Below are 17,351 nucleotides of genomic sequence, written 5' to 3'. Positions count from 1 at the left end.
GCTCGCAACGACGGGAGAGAGATCTCGGCCTGCACTCTCTCTTTCGCCGGTGTGACGACATGTCCCCCCTCTCCTCGTCCTGGCAGCTCTGGGCCCTCCTCTCCGCGCTGTTCGCGGCCCTCACCGCCATCTTCGCCAAGGTTGGCGTCGAAGGTCTCAACTCCGATCTTGCCACGCTGATCCGCACCGCGATCGTGCTGGTGACGCTGGCGCTGATCCTGTTTGCGACGGGCCAGCTCACCAGCCCGGGACCGATCTCGACCAAGAGCTGGGTGTTCCTGACGCTGTCGGCGCTCGGCACCGGCGCCTCGTGGCTGTGCTACTTCCGCGCCTTGAAGCTCGGACCAGCGACGCTGGTCGCGCCGATCGACAAGCTCAGCGTCGTGCTGGTCGCCTTGTTCGGCGTCGTGTTTCTCGGCGAACGACCGAGCCTGCAGGGCTGGATCGGCATCGCGCTGATCGCGGCCGGCGCCGTGCTGATCGCGATCAAGGGCTGACTACACGGCGACCAGCAGCGCCACGCCGGCGACGATCAGCGTGATGCCGCCGATCTCGCGCAGCGAAACCGGCTGCTTGAACGAATAGTACGACACGCCCTGCGCGAACAGTACCTCGATCAGCGCGAGCGTGCGGACGTTGGCGGCCGCGGTCAGCGCGAACGCCAGGAACCAGAATTGCGACGCGAAGGCGCCGACGAAGCCGGCCATCATCGACGGCCGCCACAGCGACAGGATTCCGCGCAGGATGTCGGGCGCGCGCGCCAGCAGATAGACGGTGAGGAGCGCCGTCTGCAAGAATAGGCCCCAGACCAGCGTGTACGACGCGGCGGTGACGAAGGACACGCCGTCGACGGTGATGATGGCGCCGCGGAAGCCGACGGCCGACAAGGCGAACGACGCCGCGGCAACCAGGCCGGTCACCGTCGGCCTCAACTCGGCAAAGCTCTTCTCACCGCCGGGCCTGAGCGCGGTGATGACGACGCCGATGGTGGCGATCAGGATCGCGATCACCTTTGGCAGCGAGAGCGGATCGCCGAGAAAGATGAAGCCGAAGATCGCGGTCTGGATCGCCTCGGTCTTCAGATAGGCCGTGGTGACGACGAAGGAGCGGTCGGTCATCGCCAATAGCATCAGCCCGGTGGCGATGATCTGGCTGAGCGCACCGAGCAGCAGCCACGGCCAGAACACCGCCGGCGGCCACGGCAGGTGGTCGCCGGTGGCCAGCAGCACCGCGGTCAGGAACACCAGCGAGAACGGAAAGCCGAACAGGAAGCGGATATTGGTCGCCCCCCAGGTGCCGAGCTTCGCCGTCAGCGACCGCTGCATCGCATTGCGCGCGACCTGGCCGGCGGCGGCGACCAGCGTGAAGGGAATCCAGAGCGAGGTGATGGAGAGCATGCGGCACAATGCAGTAGTGAGATTGGCACCGTGACGACCACGGGGCGCTGGGTCAACAGCGGTGAGGCGGTTCAGCCGCATGTCAGGATTGCAGCTCTCGCCGGAAGGGCCAGGACGGATTGCGTCTTGTGGTAAGCTCGCGCCACACATCCGGTGTCGTCCCTGCGAACGCAGGGACCCATAACCACCGGCTTCAATTGGGTTAGGCGATCCATCCACGCGATGGTGCGGCGATGTACTATGTCTATATTCTCGCCAGCGGCCGTCACGGTACGCTGTACATCGGTGTGACCAACTCGTTACGGACTCGGCTCGAGCAGCATCGCAAGGGCGAAGGCTCGGAGTTCGTGAAGAAGTACGGGGTGTTTCGGCTGGTCTACGTCGAAATCTACACTGTTGCTGCGGAAGCGATCACCCGCGAGAAGCAGCTCAAGCGCTGGAAGCGTGATTGGAAAATCGAACTGATCGAGCGCGACAATCTTGAATGGCGCGATCTCAGCGACCTGATCTCCTAGCGTGCCTCAAACCCCTCCCTGTGGTTATGGGTCCCTGCGTTCGCAGGGACGACACCGGTTATGGAGCGGCAGACGGGTCAAGCCGATGAATGGCCGCGCGCTAAACCATCTGCTCGGCGACCATCATGTAGTTCACGTCCATGTCGGTCGACAGGCTCCAGCGGTCGGCGAACGGGCTGTAGACCACGCCGCTCTGCTCGGTGATGACCAGGCGGTTGTCGAGCAGGTATTTGGTCAGCTCGTCCGGCGTGACGAACTTGCTCCACTCATGCGTGCCGCGCGGCAGCCAGCGCAGCACGTATTCGGCGCCGACGATGGCGAGCGCAAAGCTCTTCCAGTTGCGGTTGAGGGTCGAGACCACCATCATGCCGCCCGGCTTCAGCACCGCGGCACAGCGGCCGAGGAAGGCGCTGACGTCGGTGACGTGCTCGACGACCTCCATCGCCAGCACGATGTCGAAGCGCTCGCGCGGATCCATCTCCTCGATCGTGGTGCAGCGATAGTCGATCGACAGATGACCCTTCTCGGCATGCAGCCTGGCGGCGGCAATGTTGCTGGCCGAGGGGTCGACGCCGACGACCTGCGCGCCCAGCCGCGTGAACGGCTCGCACAGCAGTCCCGCGCCGCAGCCGATGTCGAGCATGCGCAGCCCCGACAGGCAGTTGAGGCTCTTGGCGTTGCGCTCGAATTTCCGGCAGGCGGCATCGCGGATATAGGTCAGGCGCAGCGGGTTGATCTTGTGCAGGGGCGCCATCTTGCCCTTGGGGTCCCACCACGTCTCGGACAGTTTCGAGAACTTCGCGATCTCGGCCGGATCGACGGTCGAGCCGGAGGGAACAGAAGTGCTGCGGGAATCCTGAGGCATTGTCATCGCTGAATACTCAATGATCGAAGCTGCGGCGCCGTACCGGGCTAACGCGCCGTGATGGCGTTCCGGAACGCCAGCGGCTCCGCGATGGTCGAAATGGTTTCCTTGCCCTCGCCCACACCCAAGATGGTGACATCGCCGTAATTGAGAACCCGTCCCATGATGGTCTGGTTGACGTCGACGCTCTCGACCTTGTCGAGAGCCATCTCGAAGGTACGGCGCTTGATGAAACCGGTTTTGTGCACGACACGGCGATTGGTGACGTCCGTCTCGGTGGTCAGGCGATGGAACCAGGCCCGGACCGTCCAATACAGGGCAACAATGGCGATGACGGCGGCGGTGGCCAGGCACAGCAGAACCAGATTGTCGTTCACGGTCATGCGGGAGAGGACGAGCAATCCAAACACGACGATCCAGGCCCCGATCGCCGGCAGGTAGAACATCCAATGTGCATTGGTCGAATACAGCACCTTCTCGCCGGGTTGCAGGATTTCGTCGATGTAACGCGCCATTCCAAAGCCTCTACCTGACCCTGTCACCACAAGGAACCGTCTTGCCCCCAGCCGCGGCGCTATGTATACGCGCGTTTCGGCTGGCGCGCCTCCGGTTTCGCGCCCAGCCGGTCAACTTATCCTCCTGATGGGAATGAGCGCGTCGTCATGGGTCGCCTCGTGCTGAAATTCGGCGGCACATCCGTCGCCAACATCGACCGCATCCGCAACGTCGCGCGCCACGTCAAGCGCGAGGTCGACGCCGGTCATGAGGTCGCCGTCGTGGTCTCGGCCATGTCCGGCAAGACCAACGAACTGGTCGCCTGGTGCACCGAGGCGTCGCCGATGCACGATGCGCGTGAATACGATGCCGTCGTGGCCTCGGGCGAGCAGGTCACGTCCGGCCTGCTGGCGATCGTGCTGCAGAGCATGGGCATCCAGGCCCGCTCGTGGCAGGGCTGGCAGATCCCGATCAAGACCAGCGATGCCCATGCCTCGGCGCGAATCGTCGATATCGACGGCTCCGAGCTGATCCAGCGCTTTCGCGACCGCAAGGAGGTCGCGGTCATCGCCGGCTTCCAGGGCATCAACGCCGAAACCGGGCGAATCACCACGCTCGGCCGCGGCGGCTCGGACACCTCGGCGGTGGCGATCGCGGCCGCCATCAAGGCCGACCGCTGCGACATCTATACCGACGTCGACGGCGTCTATACCACCGACCCCCGGGTGGTGCCGAAGGCCAAGCGGCTCGACAAGATCGCCTTCGAGGACATGCTGGAGCTGGCGTCGCAGGGCGCCAAGGTGCTGCAGGTCCGTTCGGTGGAACTGGGCATGGTGCACAACATGCCGATCTTCGTCCGCTCCTCATTCGACAAGCCCGAGGATATCGACCCGCACGCCAACCAGCCGCCGGGGACGCTGATCTGCAGCGAGGAACAAATCATGGAAAATCACGTCGTGACCGGCATCGCCTTCTCCAAGGACGAGGCCCAGATCTCGGTGCGCCAGATCGAGGACAAGCCGGGCGTCGCCGCCTCGATCTTCGGACCACTGGCGGATGCCAATATCAACGTCGACATGATCGTCCAGAACGTCTCCGAAGACGGCAAGACCACCGATCTCACCTTCACGGTGCCGGCCACCGATTACAATCGCGCGCGCGAGACCATCACCGCGGCCAAGGACAGGATCGGCTATCAGCGCCTGGATACCGCGACCGACGTCGCCAAGGTTTCGGTGATCGGATCGGGCATGCGCAGCCATGCCGGCGTCGCCGCCAAGGGATTCGCCGCGCTCGCCGCCCGCAACATCAACATTCGCGCGATCACGACCTCCGAGATCAAGTTCTCGGTGCTGATCGACGCCGCCTACACCGAGCTCGCCGTCCGCACGCTGCATACGCTCTACGGACTGGACCAGGCCTAGAAAATCCTCCTCCGCGACCACACCTGTCCCGTTCTGTGACAGCGGGACGGGCCGGAGATCGTTCGAAAGCCGTTGACGCCGCCCGCGGTGGCAGGCGTTTTGCTTGGCAAAACAAGCCCTAATTCGCTATACGCCATCGCAGGATGGCAGCCGCAAACTGTGCTCCAGTGATGGTTGTTCTGGTTCGGGCCGGCACTCTGAGCGTGCGATAGTGCCGAATCGAGAAAGCTGTTCGATGCCGCGAGTTTAGCGCCAGATCCGGCCGCGTGCCGGGCTGGCCCCAGGAAGGGGGATTGTGCCACATGCGAAGCGCGTCGGGAGGCCCCCGCGTCCTGCTCAGACGGCTTCGCGAGACCATGGCGGAGCAGGTCTCGGCACAGGAGCGGCTCGACAAGATCGTGGTGCTGATCGCGGCCAACATGGTCGCGGAGGTCTGCTCGGTCTATGTGCTGCGTGTCGACAACACGCTCGAGCTCTACGCGACCGAAGGTCTGAACCGCGACGCCGTGCACATGACCGTGCTGAGCGCGCATGAAGGCCTCGTCGGCCTCGTCGCCAGCGAAGCGACGCCGCTCAACCTGAACGACGCCCAGAGCCATCCCGCCTTTTCGTATCGGCCGGAGACCGGCGAAGAGATCTACCACTCCTTCCTTGGCGTGCCGATCCTGCGCGCCGGCAACACGCTCGGCGTGCTGGTGGTGCAGAACCGCGCCAAGCGCACCTATGTCGAGGAAGAGGTCGAGGCGCTGCAGACCACCGCGATGGTGCTCGCCGAGATGATCGCCTCCGGCGAGCTCGCGGCACTGGCGCAGCCCGGCGCCGAGCCGGCGGCGCGGCACTCGATCCACAAGACCGGCACGGTGCTGTCCGATGGCATCGCGCTCGGCCATGTCGTGCTGCACGAGCCGCGCGTCGTCATCAACAATTACATCGCCGAGGACCTGCCCAAGGAGATCAAGCGGCTCGACGCCGCGCTGCTCAAGCTGCGCGCCGACCTCGACCGCATGCTGGAGCGCGGCGACGTCGCCGATGGCGGCGAGCACCGCGAGGTGCTCGAAGCCTATCGCATGTTCGCCAACGACCAGGGCTGGTCGCACAAGCTGCACGAGGCGGTGGCGACCGGCCTCACGGCGGAAGCCGCCGTCGAGCGCGTGCAGTCGGACACCCGCGCCCGCATGCTGCGCTCGACCGATCCGTATCTGCGCGAGCGGCTGCACGACCTCGAGGATCTCGGCTACCGGCTGCTACGTCAGCTCGTCGGCCAGGACCACGCGCCGCGGCGCGAGCACCTGCCGGACAACGCCATCCTGATCGCACGCGCGATGGGTCCGGCGGCGCTGCTCGACTACGACCGCAAGCGGCTGCGCGGCCTCGTGCTCGAGGAAGGCACCGCCAATTCGCATGTCGCGATCGTGGCGCGCGCACTGGGCATTCCCGCCGTCGGCGAGGTGCCGAACGCGCCGGGCATCGCCGATCCCGGCGACGCCATCATCGTCGATGGCACCTCAGGCTCGATCTATGTGCGCCCGTCGTCGGAGATCGAATCCGCCTATGCCGAGCGGGTGCGCTTCCGCGCCCGCCGTCAGGCGCAATATGGCGAGCTGCGCAACAAGCCCTGCGTGACCAAGGACGGCCAGCCGGTCGAGCTGATGATCAATGCCGGCCTGGTCATCGACCTGCCGCATATCGAGGACACCGGCAGCGCCGGCATCGGCCTGTTCCGCACCGAGCTGCAATTCATGGTGTCCGCCAGCCTGCCGCGCTCGAGCGACCAGCTGGCGCTGTATCGCACGGTTCTCGACGCCGCCGGCCACAAGCCGGTCACGTTCCGCACCTTGGACATCGGCGGCGACAAGGCGCTGCCGTACATGGAGACCGTGATCGAGGAGAATCCGGCGCTCGGCTGGCGCGCGATCCGCCTCGGCCTCGACCGTCCGGGCCTGCTGCGCGGCCAGATCCGGGCGCTGCTGCGCGCCGGCGGCGGCCGCTCGCTGCGCATCATGTTCCCGATGATCTCGGAAGTCGCCGAGTTCGACACGGCCAAGGCGATCGTCGAGCGCGAGCTGACCTATCTGCGCCAGCACGGCCATACGCTGCCGGAACGCGTCGACGTCGGCACCATGCTCGAGGTCCCGGCGCTGCTGTATCAGCTCGACGAGCTGCTTTCGAAGGTCGACTTCATCTCGGTCGGCTCGAACGACCTGTTCCAGTTCCTGTTCGCGGTCGATCGCGGCAATGCCAAGGTCTCCGAGCGCTTCGACACGCTGTCGACGCCGATCCTGCGGGCGTTGCAGCAGATCGTGCACAAGGCCAAGGCCGCCAAGCGGTCGGTGTCACTGTGCGGCGAGATGGCCTCCAAGCCGATCGGCGCATTGGCACTGATCGCGCTCGGCTACCGCTCGCTGTCGTTGTCGGCCACTGCGCACGGCCCTGTGAAGGCGATGATCCTCGAACTCGACGCCGGCAAGGCGGCGACGAAGATGGCCGAATGGCTGGCCGCGCCGGCCGGCAGCTTCTCGATGCGGCAGAAGCTGACCGAGTTCGCCGAGAGCGAAGGCCTCGCGCTGTAGCGGGTCTGTCGCGGCCTGCGCGTCTTCCGTTCGTATCGTTTGCTCCTAGAACAGATTGCATCATGTCGTCGCTTCCCCAAGCCAAACTGGATATCCTGCTCGCGCATCACGCCTCGCTCGAGGCGGAGCTGCTCGGCCAGGTCAATTCCGACCGCTACGTGCAGATCACCCGTGAGCTGGCCGAGCTCAATCCGCTGATCGACGCGGTGAAGGCCTATCGCGCCGGCGTCAAGGAGCTCGCCGACACCGAGGCGCTGATCGCCGATCCCACCACCGATGCCGAAATGCGCGCGATGGCCGAGGCCGAGCGCGACGAACTGATCGCGCGCCGCGGCGAGCTGGAGCAGAAGATCCGCGTCGCGCTGCTGCCGAAGGATGCGATGGACGACCGCAACGTCGTGCTCGAAATCCGCGCCGGCACCGGCGGCGACGAGGCCTCGTTGTTCGCCGGAGACCTGTTCCGGATGTATGAGCGCTTCGCCGCCCTGCAGGGCTGGAAGGTCGAGGTGGTCTCGGCCTCCGAAGGCACCGTCGGCGGCTACAAGGAGATCGTCGCCGAAGTGCAGGGCCGCGGCGCCTTCGCCAAGCTGAAGTTCGAATCCGGCGTGCACCGCGTGCAGCGCGTGCCCGATACCGAGACGCAGGGCCGCATCCACACCTCCGCGGCGACAGTCGCCGTGCTGCCCGAGGTCGAGGATGTCGACGTCGACATCAAGCCGGACGACCTGCGCATCGAGACCATGCGCGCGCAAGGCGCCGGCGGCCAGCACGTCAACAAGACGGAATCGGCGATCCGCATCACCCATATCCCGACCGGGATCGTCGTGATGATGCAGGACAGCCGCTCGCAGCACAAGAACCGCGCCTCCGCGATGAACATCCTGCGCTCGCGCATCTACGACGCCGAGCGGCAGAAGGTCGACGCGGCCCGCTCGGCCGAGCGCAAGGAGAAAGTCGGCTCGGGCGACCGCTCGGAGCGCATCCGCACCTATAATTTTCCGCAAGGGCGCGTCACCGACCACCGCATCAACCTGACGCTCTACAAGCTGCCGCAGGTGATCGCCGGCGAAGCGCTGGGCGAACTCATCGACGCGCTGACGACCGAGCACCAGGCCGCGCAGCTCGCCGCGCAAGGTGCTGCGGCGTGATGCGCACCGGCGCATTGCAGGAGGCGATGCGACGCTGCCCCGACACAAACGGTGTCGTCCCGGCGAACGCAGGGACCCCTAACCACCGGCCTTCGTGGCTGTCACAGAAGGCAACTCCGACCGCCCGTCCCGCCACGGCACGGCGTATGGCTCCCCGCGTTCGCGGGGATGACGCGTGGAGGGAGTTTGCGCGATGACCGGCCTCATCGCCGGCGTGACGATCGATGCCGCCCGCCGTGCCCTGGCCGCGCGCTTTGCAGATGCGGGCCTCGACTCGCCCGAGCTCGATGCGCGGCTGCTGGTCGGCCATGCGCTGCAGCTCGAGCTCACCGGGCTCGTGATGCACGGGAGACGACAGCTCTCCCATGACGACGCGCAGCGCCTGGAAACGCTGGTGCAGCGCCGGCTGGCCGGCGAACCGGTCGCCCGCATCCTCGGCACCAAAGAGTTCTGGGGCCTGGACCTGCGATTGTCGGCCGACACGCTGGTGCCGCGGCCGGACACAGAGACTGTCGTCGAGCTGGCACTGGAACATCTCGCGGCCGGCGGCGACCTGAAGCGTCGCTTGCGCATCGCCGATCTCGGCACGGGCTCCGGCGCGATCCTGCTGGCGCTGCTGTCCGAGCTGCCGCGGGCCTTTGGACTCGGTACCGACATCAGCTTGGCCGCGCTGACCACCGCGCGGGATAATGCGCGCGCGCTCGGATTAGCCGACCGCGCCGGCTTCGTCGCCTGCTCCTACGCCGCAGCGCTGTCTGCGGGTTTCGACCTGATCGTGTCGAACCCGCCCTACATCCCATCGTCCGAGATCAGCGAGCTCGACGTCGAGGTGCGCACTCATGATCCGCTGCGCGCCCTGGACGGGGGCAAGGACGGGCTCGACGCCTACCGCGCGCTGATCCCGCAGGCGGCGGCCCTGCTGCGGCCGGACGGCGCTGTCATCGTGGAGGTCGGGCTTGGCCAGAGTGACGAGGTCGCTGCATTGATGGTGAGGGCTGGCCTGACGGCCGATTCCTCGACGATCCGGGCCGATCTGGCCGGTATTCCCCGAACCGTCATGGGCCTAAAAAAGCTCCGGTAAAGGTCGGGGAATGCAGAAAAAGCTCTTGGAATATCCCCCGGGAGCGACTACGTTCCATCCATAGCACCGGTGCAGGCCACGACGAGCGGTATTCACGGAACACCGCCGCGGTCAGATGCCAGAGAGCCGCGCCGGGCGATAGGTTCCAGAACGCAGATCTGCTGAGCGCGAGAGCCCGGATGGCTGCGCAGCCCGCGACTGCAAAGCGAACGAAAGCCTGACTTTGCACTTGAGGTCTTACGCTAAGCAAACTGGGTCGGTCGTGGCGCATGTCGCCTTGGCTGGCTGAATGACGTGGTTCGCCGGTCCCAGGGGCTGGCGGGTGGGGAACGCGTTTTGAACGCGCTTTTGTCGAGAGAATCGGCTGTCGATCACATCGGCATGGGTCAAACCGGCATGTCGGAACCGACATGGGTCGGATGGGACCATTTGGACCGCGCGCGAGGCGTCCGAGCCCGGCGAAGGTATTTCAATACACTCTCGGTATTCCGATAACAATCAGTGCTCAGACAATCGGTGCTCCTAACGCAGGGTTGGAATAAAGGCAGGACATGAGAAACGGTCAGAACAACAAGCGGATGCGCAACCGGAACAGCGGCGGTAACAACAACAATAACCGGCGCGGCCAGAATCCGCTGACCCGGGTGTTCGAGTCCAATGGACCGGACATCAAGATCCGCGGCACTGCCTCTCATGTCGCCGAGAAATATGTCCAGCTTGCCCGCGACGCCCGCTCTTCGGGTGACCCCGTAGCCGCCGAGAACTACTACCAGCACGCCGAGCACTATTTCCGCCTGATTGCCGCCGCGCAGGAGCAGTTCCGCCAGAACCAGCCGCAGCAGCCGCGCAACACCGAGGACCTGACCGTCGACGACCTCGACGATGACGCTGAGAGCTTCTCGCATTTCGGCCAGGAGCCCGGCTTCGTTCCGGCCCAGCCGCAGCCTCAGCCCCAACCCTTCATGCGCGACCGCGAAGGCGGCCAGCGCGAGCGCGGCGACAACCAGCCCTATCAGCGCGAGCAGCAGCCGCGCGAGCACCGCGAAGCGCGTGAGCATCGCGAGCCGCGCGAACACCGCGAGCCGCGGGAACACCGTGAACCCCGCGAACATCGCGAGCGGGAGCCGCGCGAGCACCGGGAGCGGCCGCAGCCCGTCCAGTACCAGCCGCAGCCGCAACCCCAGCCCGTCATCGCCGACAGCGGCGTCGATCGGCTGCCGTCCTTCATCACCGGTCCGCAGCCGCAGATCGCCAATCCCCCGGCCGCCTTCGAGGGCGCTGCCGAGCGCTATCCGCGGCGCCGCCGGCGTCCGCATGGTCCGCGCGCTGAAGCAGCCGCTGCTGCACCGGCGCCGAGCGAGGACCTCAATCCGGGCGAATAGCGATTACCCTCCATCATGACGAAACGGGTGGGCTCTGAGCCCACCCGTTTTTTTTGCGCGGGAGGCGCGCAGGAAAACGGCCCGGGATCATCCTTCGCGCGACGGCGGACCGACCTCGCGGCGACCGGCGCCACCGGATCCGGGGGCCGACGGTGACGGCGCCAGCACCGGTTCGAGCCGCGGGATCAGCCGAATGCGCTCGCGGCGCGCCGGGATCACCCGGTAGACCTGCTTGGTCGCCTCCACGATGTGGACACCGGCGAACGGAAGCGACAGCGCCGCGCCGACGCGCTCCCAGGCCATCGCCGATTTCAGGAACCAGCCGCCGACCGGAGGCATGAACAGCGCCTCGCCCCAGCCGGTCGGCGTGAACCAGGTCTGCCGCAGCAGTTGCGTGATCTGCGAGCGCGAATAGGGCCGGCCATGGCCGAACGGCGTGTTGTCGGTCCGCGTCCAGACGCCGCGCCGGTTCGGGATCACGATGATCATGCGTCCCGCCGGCGCCAGCACCCGCCACATCTCGCGCAGCAGCCCGGCCGGGTCGTCCGACATCTCCAGCGCATGCACGATCAGGATGCGGTCGATCGCCGCATCGGGCAGCGGCAGCGAGAACTCGTCCACCAGCGAGGCCAGCGTCGGCCGCGCCGTCGGCCATTTCAGCACCCCCTGCGCCGCCGGCATGAAGGCGATGCAGCGTTCGGAATCCTCGCGGAACAGGCCGAGATAGGGCGTGGGATAGCCGACGCCGAGCACCCGCTGCCCGGCCGCGCTCGGCCAGCGCGCCCGGATACCGCGGTTGATCAAGAGCCGCGCGACGATCCCGAGGCGACCCGAATAGAAATTTCGCAGATCGATCACGTCCATGACGTCAATGTATCATGCGAGCGCGCGCTGCCGCGCGCCGAATATTGCGTTGCGCCTCCAGCGTTAACGCCATATCTCTGCGCGGGACATCGGAGGCCGCCCCGCAGCGCTGCGCCCGGGCTCCGCTTCCACGACCTTCTGGCATCGCGAGCGCGACTGTCGTGCCTCGCCCGGTCCCGCCGACGGAGACATCATGGCCGCCGACATCCGCGCCTTCACCTGCCTGTCCGACAATTTCGGCTATCTGATCCATGACCCGGCAACCGGTGCGACTGCCTCGATCGACGCCCCCGAGGCCGGACCGATCGTCCGGCAACTGGACGCCGAAGGCTGGACGCTCACCGACATCCTGATCACGCATCATCATCACGACCATGTCGGCGGCGTCGCCGAGCTCAAGCAGAAATATGGCTGCCGGGTGGTCGCGCCCCACGACAAGACGACGGCGATCGCCAACGTCGATCTGCGAGTCGCCCATGGCGATGTCGTGAAGATCGGCGAGTTGCTCGCGCGGGTGCTGGAAACGCCGGGCCATACGCTCGACCACGTCTCCTACGTGTTCGATGCCGACAAGGCGCTGTTTGCGGCCGACACGCTGTTCTCGGTCGGCTGCGGCCGGGTGTTCGAGGGCACCTATCCGATGATGTGGGACTCGCTTCTCAAGCTGCGCGCGCTGCCGGACGACTTCCGGCTCTATTGCGGCCACGAATACACAGCCTCGAACGTCAAATTCGCCCTCACCGTCGACGGCGACAACGCGGCGCTGAAGGCTCGCGCCGAGGAGGTCACGCGGCTGCGTGCCGCCAACCGGCCGACCATTCCGTCGCTGCTGGGCGACGAGAAGACCGCCAACGTGTTCCTGCGCGCCGACGATCCGGCCGTCGCACTGCGGCTGCGCATGAAGGGCGCCAGCGCCGAGCAAGTGTTCGGCGAGCTGCGCGAGCGCAAGAACAAGTCGTAACGGCGAGGACGACGATGGCCACGCTCTCGGCTGCCGACATCATCGCGCGTCTCGGCCTGCAGCCTCATCCGGAGGGCGGACATTTTCGCGAGACCTTCCGCGATCCGGCCGTCGACGCCTCCGGCCGCGCCGCATCGACCTTGATCTATTTCCTGCTCGCGCGCGGCGAGCGTTCGCATTGGCACAGGGTCGACGCGGTCGAGACCTGGCACTTCTATGCCGGTGCGCCGCTGACCTTGCGGATCGCCGCCGAAGGCCAGGCGCCGCAAACGACGACGCTGGGCATCGACCTCGCAGCCGGCCAGCAGCCGCAGGCGGTGGTGCCCGCCCATGCCTGGCAGGCCGCCGAGAGCGCCGGCGATTGGACGCTCGTCGGCTGCACGGTGGCGCCGGGCTTCATGTTCGAAGGATTCGAGCTTGCGCCGCCCGGCTGGGAGCCGGAGGTCTGAGTCAGGCGCTCGCGCCGGCGACCTTCGCGGCCGGCTCGGCGAAGCGCTGGCGCTCCTGGGCGAGGAAGCCGGAAATCGCGTCGGCCGGCATCGGCTTCGCAAAGTAGTAGCCCTGAATGTAGTCCGCGCCCAGACGCCGCAGGCTGTCGAGCTGCTCCTTGGTCTCGACACCCTCGACGACGCACGAAATTTCCATGTCGGCGCAGAGGCCGGTCAGCGACTTGATGATCTTGTGGCTGATCGGGTTGGCGTTGACGTCGCTCACGAAACTGCGGTCGACCTTGAGCTTGTCGAGCGGCAGCCGGTGGACGTGACTGAGCGACGAGTAGCCGGTGCCGAAATCGTCCAGCGAGATGCCGCAACCGATCGCCTTCAATGCCGCGATCGACTGCTCGGCGCGGGCGAAGTCGAAGGTGACGGCGGTCTCGGTGATCTCGAACTCGATGCGGCGCGGCGGCACGCCGCTGGCATGGATGACCGCCAGCAGCGGCAGGACGCCATCCGGCGAACAGATGTCGTGCGCGGAGAGATTGAACGACACGCGAATGTCGTCCGGCCAGGTCCGCGCGGCGGCGAGCGCCTTGACCAGCAGACAACGCGTCAGGCTGCGGATGACGCCGATCCGCTCGGCGGCCGGGATGAAGCTTGCGGGCGACACCGTACCCAGCTTGGGGCTGTGCCAGCGCGCCAGGACCTCGAATCCGGTGGTGCGCGAATTCATCGCGTCCATGATCGGCTGAAACGCCAGGTCCATCTCGGCGTCGAAATCGGCCGTGCGCAACAGGTGCTCGATCACGCTGCGGCTACGGATCTCCGCCTCGAGCTCGGTCGAGAAGATGATGGCCTGGCCGCGGGCGCGGCGCTTGGCGTGGTAGAGCGCATAGTCGGCGCATTCGTACAGCGCATCCGCAACCATGGCCGAGCGCGGATACAACGCAAAGCCGGTCGAGCACGACAGGCCGGTATGGGTCGTGTCGAACTGATAGGGCAGCTTGATGAGGTCGGTGATCTGCCGTCCGAGGTTGAGCAGATCGTCGTCCGTGGGATTGCCGGCGACCACCAGTCCGAACTCGTCGCCGCCGAGCCGGGCGAGATGGACCTGGCCGCCATGGCCGGCACAGGCGTCGCGGATGCGGCGCGCGGCCTCGATCAGCACGCGGTCGCCGACCGTGTGCCCATAGGTGTCGTTGATCGGCTTGAAGCCGTCGAGATCGATGATGCCGACGGCGAGCCGCGTGCCGTCCCGGTCGGCCTCGGCGAAAGCTTGCGTGAGCTCCGAGAAGAAGCGACGGCGATTGGGCAGATCGGTCAGCGAATCCAGATTGGCGAGGCGGAAGTTTTCATCCGACAGCGCTTGCGTCGCCGCCTGCTCCGCGAGCAGCGATTTGCGGCTGGCGACGAGCGCGGCGAAATCCCGATAATAGATGAACAGCACCGTGACCATCGCGCCGGACACGAGCAGCTGATTGACCGCGATCGCCCGCAGCGCGTGAACGCCCGTGGACATGAAGAAGATGACATAGGGCACGATGACCACGAGGGTCACGATCAGGGCTGCGGAGCGCAGGTGCATCAGGCAGAAGATGATGCCGATGACCGTGACCGCCATGTAGAACGCGACCTGCCCCTTGGCGAATGGGTCGCCGTAGGGAAACAACGCGAAGGACCAGACGACGAACAGCGCCCCGATCGGGCCGGCAATCCGGTTGGTGACACGCAGGTTGCGCAGCACCTCGGCGTCGCTGCTGGCGGCCTCGCCCTGCCGCAGCCACCACAGCATGCGCGCGCCGGTAATCGTCGATAGCAACGCCGGCACGGAAATCGTGAGCCACGTCGGCGCCAGCGGCAGGAACGTGTAGGCGAGCGCCAGGCTGTTGGTGATGAGAATGAAATAGAGCAGCGGCACCTGCTTGGAGAACGCCTGGAACTGCGCGCGCGTCAGCTCGGGACTGTCGGCGGGAACGCGAAACAACTCCCCTGCGCGGGCCATGTAACGTCTCACGTCCGGCATTGCCGCCCCGTTGTCAGCACCATTTCGCAGGGACTATCGCTCAGCACGGGTAAAGGGCGGGTTAGGTGCAGACCGCGCCAAACTGTAATCGGCGGTTGTGAGCTACCGGCCGGCGCGCCGGTTTTGCGCACGATTAAGTGCGCATCAAGGATAACCGGCGGATTCGGACCGCCGTGCCGAGTCCGCATGCGAGCCGGCCCCGCCTGACGTCGCTCGACCTGATGCGGTCAGCGCTTGCGCAGGAGGAACATGTCCTTGGCCGCGACCAGACCGCCGCCGGCAATCAGCAGTGCGGCCACCGCCAGGGTGGCGCTCGGCCGGGCATAGCCGGCAACGATCAGGAAAGCCGTCGACAGCAGCGGCGTCGCATAGGATGCGGCACCGAGCACGCGAATGTCTCCGCGCTTCATCCCGATGTCCCAGGCATAGAACGCGGCGCCAACCGGGCCGATGCCGAGACCGGCAACAGCGAGCCACTGCGTCGGGCTGTCGGGCCAGACCGTTCGCTCGACCGCAACATGGACCAGGGCCGCGAGCGCGGACGTCGCCATGCAGAAGCCGGCGACGGCATCGGTCGGCACCGCCTTCAGACGGCGCGAGAGCACCGAATAGATCGCCCACACGAACGCCGCGACGAAGGCGGCCGCGAGCCCCGGCAACTGGCTCGCAGCGAAGCTCGCACCGTTGCCGAGCAACAGCAGCGCGGTGCCGACAAGCCCGATCACGGCGCCGGTCACGTGATGAACCGCGAGCCGCTCCCCCGGCAGAAAGGCCGAAAATAGCACGATCAGCAGCGGCCAAAGATAGTTCAGCAGCCCGGCTTCTGCCGGCGGCGCGAAGCGCAGCGCCAGGAAGTACAGCGCGTGATAACCGAACAGCCCACCGACGCCCACGGCCCACGCCGTCAGCGGCTGCCGCAGCACCCGTAGCCCGTCCGGTCGGCGGACCAGACTGAGCAAGCCGACCGCGCCGCCGATCGCGAAGGTCATCGCCGCAAGCTGGAAGGCGGGGATCGTGCCAGTTGCCACCGTCAACAAGGCGAGCAGCGACCACATCAGGATCGCGGTCAGACCGATCAGGGTCGCATTGCGCTGGGACATCAGGCGGCAGGCTCCGTCACGGCCGGCTCATGCCGGCCACCCACGCCTGCGTCCGTGCGGGAAGCGTCCAAGACGTGAATGCCCGCGGCGAGCGCGGGCATCAGGTTTTCCTTAACCGCAGATGGTGGCCGGAGGCAACGCCGCCGGCGAGGCTCACACCATGTACTGGCCGCCATTGACCGACAGCGTCGAACCGGTGATGGCTCCGGCCTCATCAGCGGCGAGGAACACCACGGCGCGCGCGATCTCCTCGGGCTCGCCGAGGCGCCCCACCGGAATCAGCGGCAGGATGGCTTTCTCGAGCACGTCCTTCGGCACCGCCTGCACCATCTCGGTGTTGATGTAGCCCGGGCAGATCACGTTGACGGTGATGCCGGCCTTGGCCGTCTCCAGCGCGAGCGCCTTGGTGAAGCCGATGTCGCCGGCCTTCGCCGCGGAGTAGTTGACCTGGCCGAACTGGCCCTTCTGGCCGTTGATCGAGGAGATGTTGATGATGCGGCCGAACTTGCGCGCGCGCATGCCCTCGATGACCGGGCGGGTCATGTTGAACAGCGAGCCGAGATTGGTGTTGATCACCGCGCTCCACTGCTCGAGCGTCATCTTGTGGAAGGCCGTATCACGGGTGATGCCGGCATTGTTGATCAGCACATCGATCGGACCGAGATCGGCTTCGACCTTCTTGATGCCTTCGCCGCAGGCCTCGAACGAGCTGACGTCCCATTTGTAGACGGGGATCTCGGTCTCGCTCTTGAACTTCTCCGCCGCGGCATCGTTGCCGCCGTAATTCGCCGCGACCTTGTATCCAGCCGCCTTCAGCGCCTTGCTGATCGCCGCTCCGATACCGCGCGTTCCCCCCGTCACCAACGCCACACGTGCCATGTCGAATCCTTCCCTCGATGACTGATCGCACAGGGACAACCTCTGGCTGCCACCGCGCTTGCCGTTGTTATTGGATCATGAACCTCCGCGCGACGATCAACTTGCCGCACAACCGTCCATGCTCGCTCAACTCCATTTTTTTAGTGGTCGATTATGCGACGTGTTTGACGGACATCAAGAACAAAACGCCCGGCGAGATCGCCGGGCGTT

16 protein-coding genes are annotated in these 17,351 nt (G+C 66.2%); 9 read left to right on the top strand and 7 right to left on the bottom strand.

The window, feature by feature from the left end:
• Positions 1–59: 59 nt before the first annotated feature.
• A complete protein-coding gene (locus tag ACQR0U_RS02710) occupies positions 60–497 on the top strand; it encodes an EamA family transporter (protein WP_315751935.1) in 438 nt (145 codons plus the stop codon).
• Here the strand turns inward: ACQR0U_RS02710 and ACQR0U_RS02705 are convergent, their stop codons facing one another.
• Positions 498–1,397 (bottom strand): DMT family transporter, encoded by a 900-nt coding sequence (locus ACQR0U_RS02705; protein ID WP_315751934.1) that lies wholly within the window; start codon positions 1,395–1,397, stop codon positions 498–500.
• A 233-nt stretch (positions 1,398–1,630) separates the two neighbouring features.
• On the opposite strand from ACQR0U_RS02705, the gene ACQR0U_RS02700 reads away from it, so the two are divergent.
• A complete protein-coding gene (locus ACQR0U_RS02700) occupies positions 1,631–1,912 on the top strand; it encodes a GIY-YIG nuclease family protein (RefSeq protein WP_315715191.1) in 282 nt (93 codons plus the stop codon).
• Between the two features lie 100 nt (positions 1,913–2,012).
• On the opposite strand, the gene ubiG is transcribed toward ACQR0U_RS02700, so the two are convergent.
• Together ubiG and ACQR0U_RS02690 are read right to left on the bottom strand one after the other, a co-directional pair.
• The gene (gene ubiG, locus ACQR0U_RS02695) at positions 2,013–2,777 is read right to left on the bottom strand and encodes a bifunctional 2-polyprenyl-6-hydroxyphenol methylase/3-demethylubiquinol 3-O-methyltransferase UbiG (protein ID WP_409977941.1); all 765 of its coding nucleotides are present in this window, start codon (positions 2,775–2,777) and stop codon (positions 2,013–2,015) included.
• Between the two features lie 47 nt (positions 2,778–2,824).
• Positions 2,825–3,292 carry a PH domain-containing protein gene (locus ACQR0U_RS02690; RefSeq protein ID WP_315715189.1) on the bottom strand — a complete coding sequence of 156 codons (468 nt, stop codon included), beginning with the start codon at positions 3,290–3,292 and terminating at the stop codon, positions 2,825–2,827.
• A 147-nt stretch (positions 3,293–3,439) separates the two neighbouring features.
• Here ACQR0U_RS02690 and ACQR0U_RS02685 point away from each other — a divergent pair, with 147 nt between their 5' ends.
• The 5 genes from ACQR0U_RS02685 to ACQR0U_RS02665 all read left to right on the top strand — a co-directional run bounded on the left by ACQR0U_RS02685 (position 3,440) and on the right by ACQR0U_RS02665 (position 10,877).
• The gene (locus ACQR0U_RS02685) at positions 3,440–4,696 is read left to right on the top strand and encodes an aspartate kinase (protein ID WP_315715188.1); all 1,257 of its coding nucleotides are present in this window, start codon (positions 3,440–3,442) and stop codon (positions 4,694–4,696) included.
• Positions 4,697–4,998: 302 nt separating this feature from the next.
• Complete coding sequence (gene ptsP / locus ACQR0U_RS02680) at positions 4,999–7,266, top strand: phosphoenolpyruvate--protein phosphotransferase (RefSeq protein WP_315715187.1); 2,268 nt, start codon at positions 4,999–5,001, stop codon at positions 7,264–7,266.
• 62 nt (positions 7,267–7,328) lie between these two features.
• A complete protein-coding gene (gene prfA, locus ACQR0U_RS02675) occupies positions 7,329–8,414 on the top strand; it encodes a peptide chain release factor 1 (RefSeq protein WP_316166267.1) in 1,086 nt (361 codons plus the stop codon).
• Positions 8,415–8,607: 193 nt separating this feature from the next.
• Positions 8,608–9,495 carry a peptide chain release factor N(5)-glutamine methyltransferase gene (gene prmC, locus ACQR0U_RS02670; RefSeq protein ID WP_315825542.1) on the top strand — a complete coding sequence of 296 codons (888 nt, stop codon included), beginning with the start codon at positions 8,608–8,610 and terminating at the stop codon, positions 9,493–9,495.
• A 551-nt stretch (positions 9,496–10,046) separates the two neighbouring features.
• Positions 10,047–10,877, top strand: a complete 831-nt coding sequence (locus ACQR0U_RS02665) for a DUF4167 domain-containing protein (protein ID WP_315715184.1) — start codon at positions 10,047–10,049, stop codon at positions 10,875–10,877.
• An 87-nt stretch (positions 10,878–10,964) separates the two neighbouring features.
• Here the strand turns inward: ACQR0U_RS02665 and ACQR0U_RS02660 are convergent, their stop codons facing one another.
• Positions 10,965–11,741 (bottom strand): class I SAM-dependent methyltransferase, encoded by a 777-nt coding sequence (locus ACQR0U_RS02660; RefSeq protein ID WP_315825543.1) that lies wholly within the window; start codon positions 11,739–11,741, stop codon positions 10,965–10,967.
• A 193-nt stretch (positions 11,742–11,934) separates the two neighbouring features.
• Here ACQR0U_RS02660 and gloB point away from each other — a divergent pair, with 193 nt between their 5' ends.
• Together gloB and ACQR0U_RS02650 are read left to right on the top strand one after the other, a co-directional pair.
• Positions 11,935–12,702, top strand: a complete 768-nt coding sequence (gloB, locus tag ACQR0U_RS02655) for a hydroxyacylglutathione hydrolase (protein WP_315715182.1) — start codon at positions 11,935–11,937, stop codon at positions 12,700–12,702.
• Between the two features lie 14 nt (positions 12,703–12,716).
• Positions 12,717–13,151, top strand: coding sequence for a cupin domain-containing protein (locus ACQR0U_RS02650; RefSeq protein ID WP_315715181.1), 435 nt, complete (start codon positions 12,717–12,719; stop codon positions 13,149–13,151).
• A gap of 1 nt (position 13,152) precedes the next feature.
• Here ACQR0U_RS02650 and ACQR0U_RS02645 read toward each other — a convergent pair whose 3' ends face one another.
• The 3 genes from ACQR0U_RS02645 to ACQR0U_RS02635 form a co-directional block, all read right to left on the bottom strand.
• Complete coding sequence (locus tag ACQR0U_RS02645) at positions 13,153–15,162, bottom strand: putative bifunctional diguanylate cyclase/phosphodiesterase (protein ID WP_316193272.1); 2,010 nt, start codon at positions 15,160–15,162, stop codon at positions 13,153–13,155.
• A gap of 227 nt (positions 15,163–15,389) precedes the next feature.
• Positions 15,390–16,262 (bottom strand): aromatic amino acid exporter YddG, encoded by an 873-nt coding sequence (gene yddG, locus ACQR0U_RS02640; RefSeq protein WP_315751928.1) that lies wholly within the window; start codon positions 16,260–16,262, stop codon positions 15,390–15,392.
• Positions 16,263–16,415: 153 nt separating this feature from the next.
• Positions 16,416–17,141 carry a beta-ketoacyl-ACP reductase gene (locus ACQR0U_RS02635; RefSeq protein ID WP_315715178.1) on the bottom strand — a complete coding sequence of 242 codons (726 nt, stop codon included), beginning with the start codon at positions 17,139–17,141 and terminating at the stop codon, positions 16,416–16,418.
• Positions 17,142–17,351: the final 210 nt, after the last annotated feature.

This window comes from Bradyrhizobium sp. HKCCYLRH3097 (genome assembly GCF_051167875.1).
In the GTDB taxonomy this organism is placed as follows: domain Bacteria; phylum Pseudomonadota; class Alphaproteobacteria; order Rhizobiales; family Xanthobacteraceae; genus Bradyrhizobium.
The sequence above is the reverse complement of the archived record's forward strand: the minus strand, read 5'-3'. Positions and strand labels throughout refer to the sequence as shown.

Bases quoted from the DNA above. Each gene is read 5' to 3' on its own strand.
- ACQR0U_RS02710 (WP_315751935.1), top strand. From the start codon at position 60: ATGTCCCCCCTCTCCTCGTCCTGGCAGCTCTGGGCCCTCCTCTCCGCG.
- ACQR0U_RS02705 (WP_315751934.1), bottom strand. From the start codon at position 1,397: ATGCTCTCCATCACCTCGCTCTGGATTCCCTTCACGCTGGTCGCCGCC.
- ACQR0U_RS02700 (WP_315715191.1), top strand. From the start codon at position 1,631: ATGTACTATGTCTATATTCTCGCCAGCGGCCGTCACGGTACGCTGTAC.
- ubiG (WP_409977941.1), bottom strand. From the start codon at position 2,777: ATGCCTCAGGATTCCCGCAGCACTTCTGTTCCCTCCGGCTCGACCGTC.
- ACQR0U_RS02690 (WP_315715189.1), bottom strand. From the start codon at position 3,292: ATGGCGCGTTACATCGACGAAATCCTGCAACCCGGCGAGAAGGTGCTG.
- ACQR0U_RS02685 (WP_315715188.1), top strand. From the start codon at position 3,440: ATGGGTCGCCTCGTGCTGAAATTCGGCGGCACATCCGTCGCCAACATC.
- ptsP (WP_315715187.1), top strand. From the start codon at position 4,999: ATGCGAAGCGCGTCGGGAGGCCCCCGCGTCCTGCTCAGACGGCTTCGC.
- prfA (WP_316166267.1), top strand. From the start codon at position 7,329: ATGTCGTCGCTTCCCCAAGCCAAACTGGATATCCTGCTCGCGCATCAC.
- prmC (WP_315825542.1), top strand. From the start codon at position 8,608: ATGACCGGCCTCATCGCCGGCGTGACGATCGATGCCGCCCGCCGTGCC.
- ACQR0U_RS02665 (WP_315715184.1), top strand. From the start codon at position 10,047: ATGAGAAACGGTCAGAACAACAAGCGGATGCGCAACCGGAACAGCGGC.
- ACQR0U_RS02660 (WP_315825543.1), bottom strand. From the start codon at position 11,741: ATGGACGTGATCGATCTGCGAAATTTCTATTCGGGTCGCCTCGGGATC.
- gloB (WP_315715182.1), top strand. From the start codon at position 11,935: ATGGCCGCCGACATCCGCGCCTTCACCTGCCTGTCCGACAATTTCGGC.
- ACQR0U_RS02650 (WP_315715181.1), top strand. From the start codon at position 12,717: ATGGCCACGCTCTCGGCTGCCGACATCATCGCGCGTCTCGGCCTGCAG.
- ACQR0U_RS02645 (WP_316193272.1), bottom strand. From the start codon at position 15,162: ATGCCGGACGTGAGACGTTACATGGCCCGCGCAGGGGAGTTGTTTCGC.
- yddG (WP_315751928.1), bottom strand. From the start codon at position 16,262: ATGTCCCAGCGCAATGCGACCCTGATCGGTCTGACCGCGATCCTGATG.
- ACQR0U_RS02635 (WP_315715178.1), bottom strand. From the start codon at position 17,141: ATGGCACGTGTGGCGTTGGTGACGGGGGGAACGCGCGGTATCGGAGCG.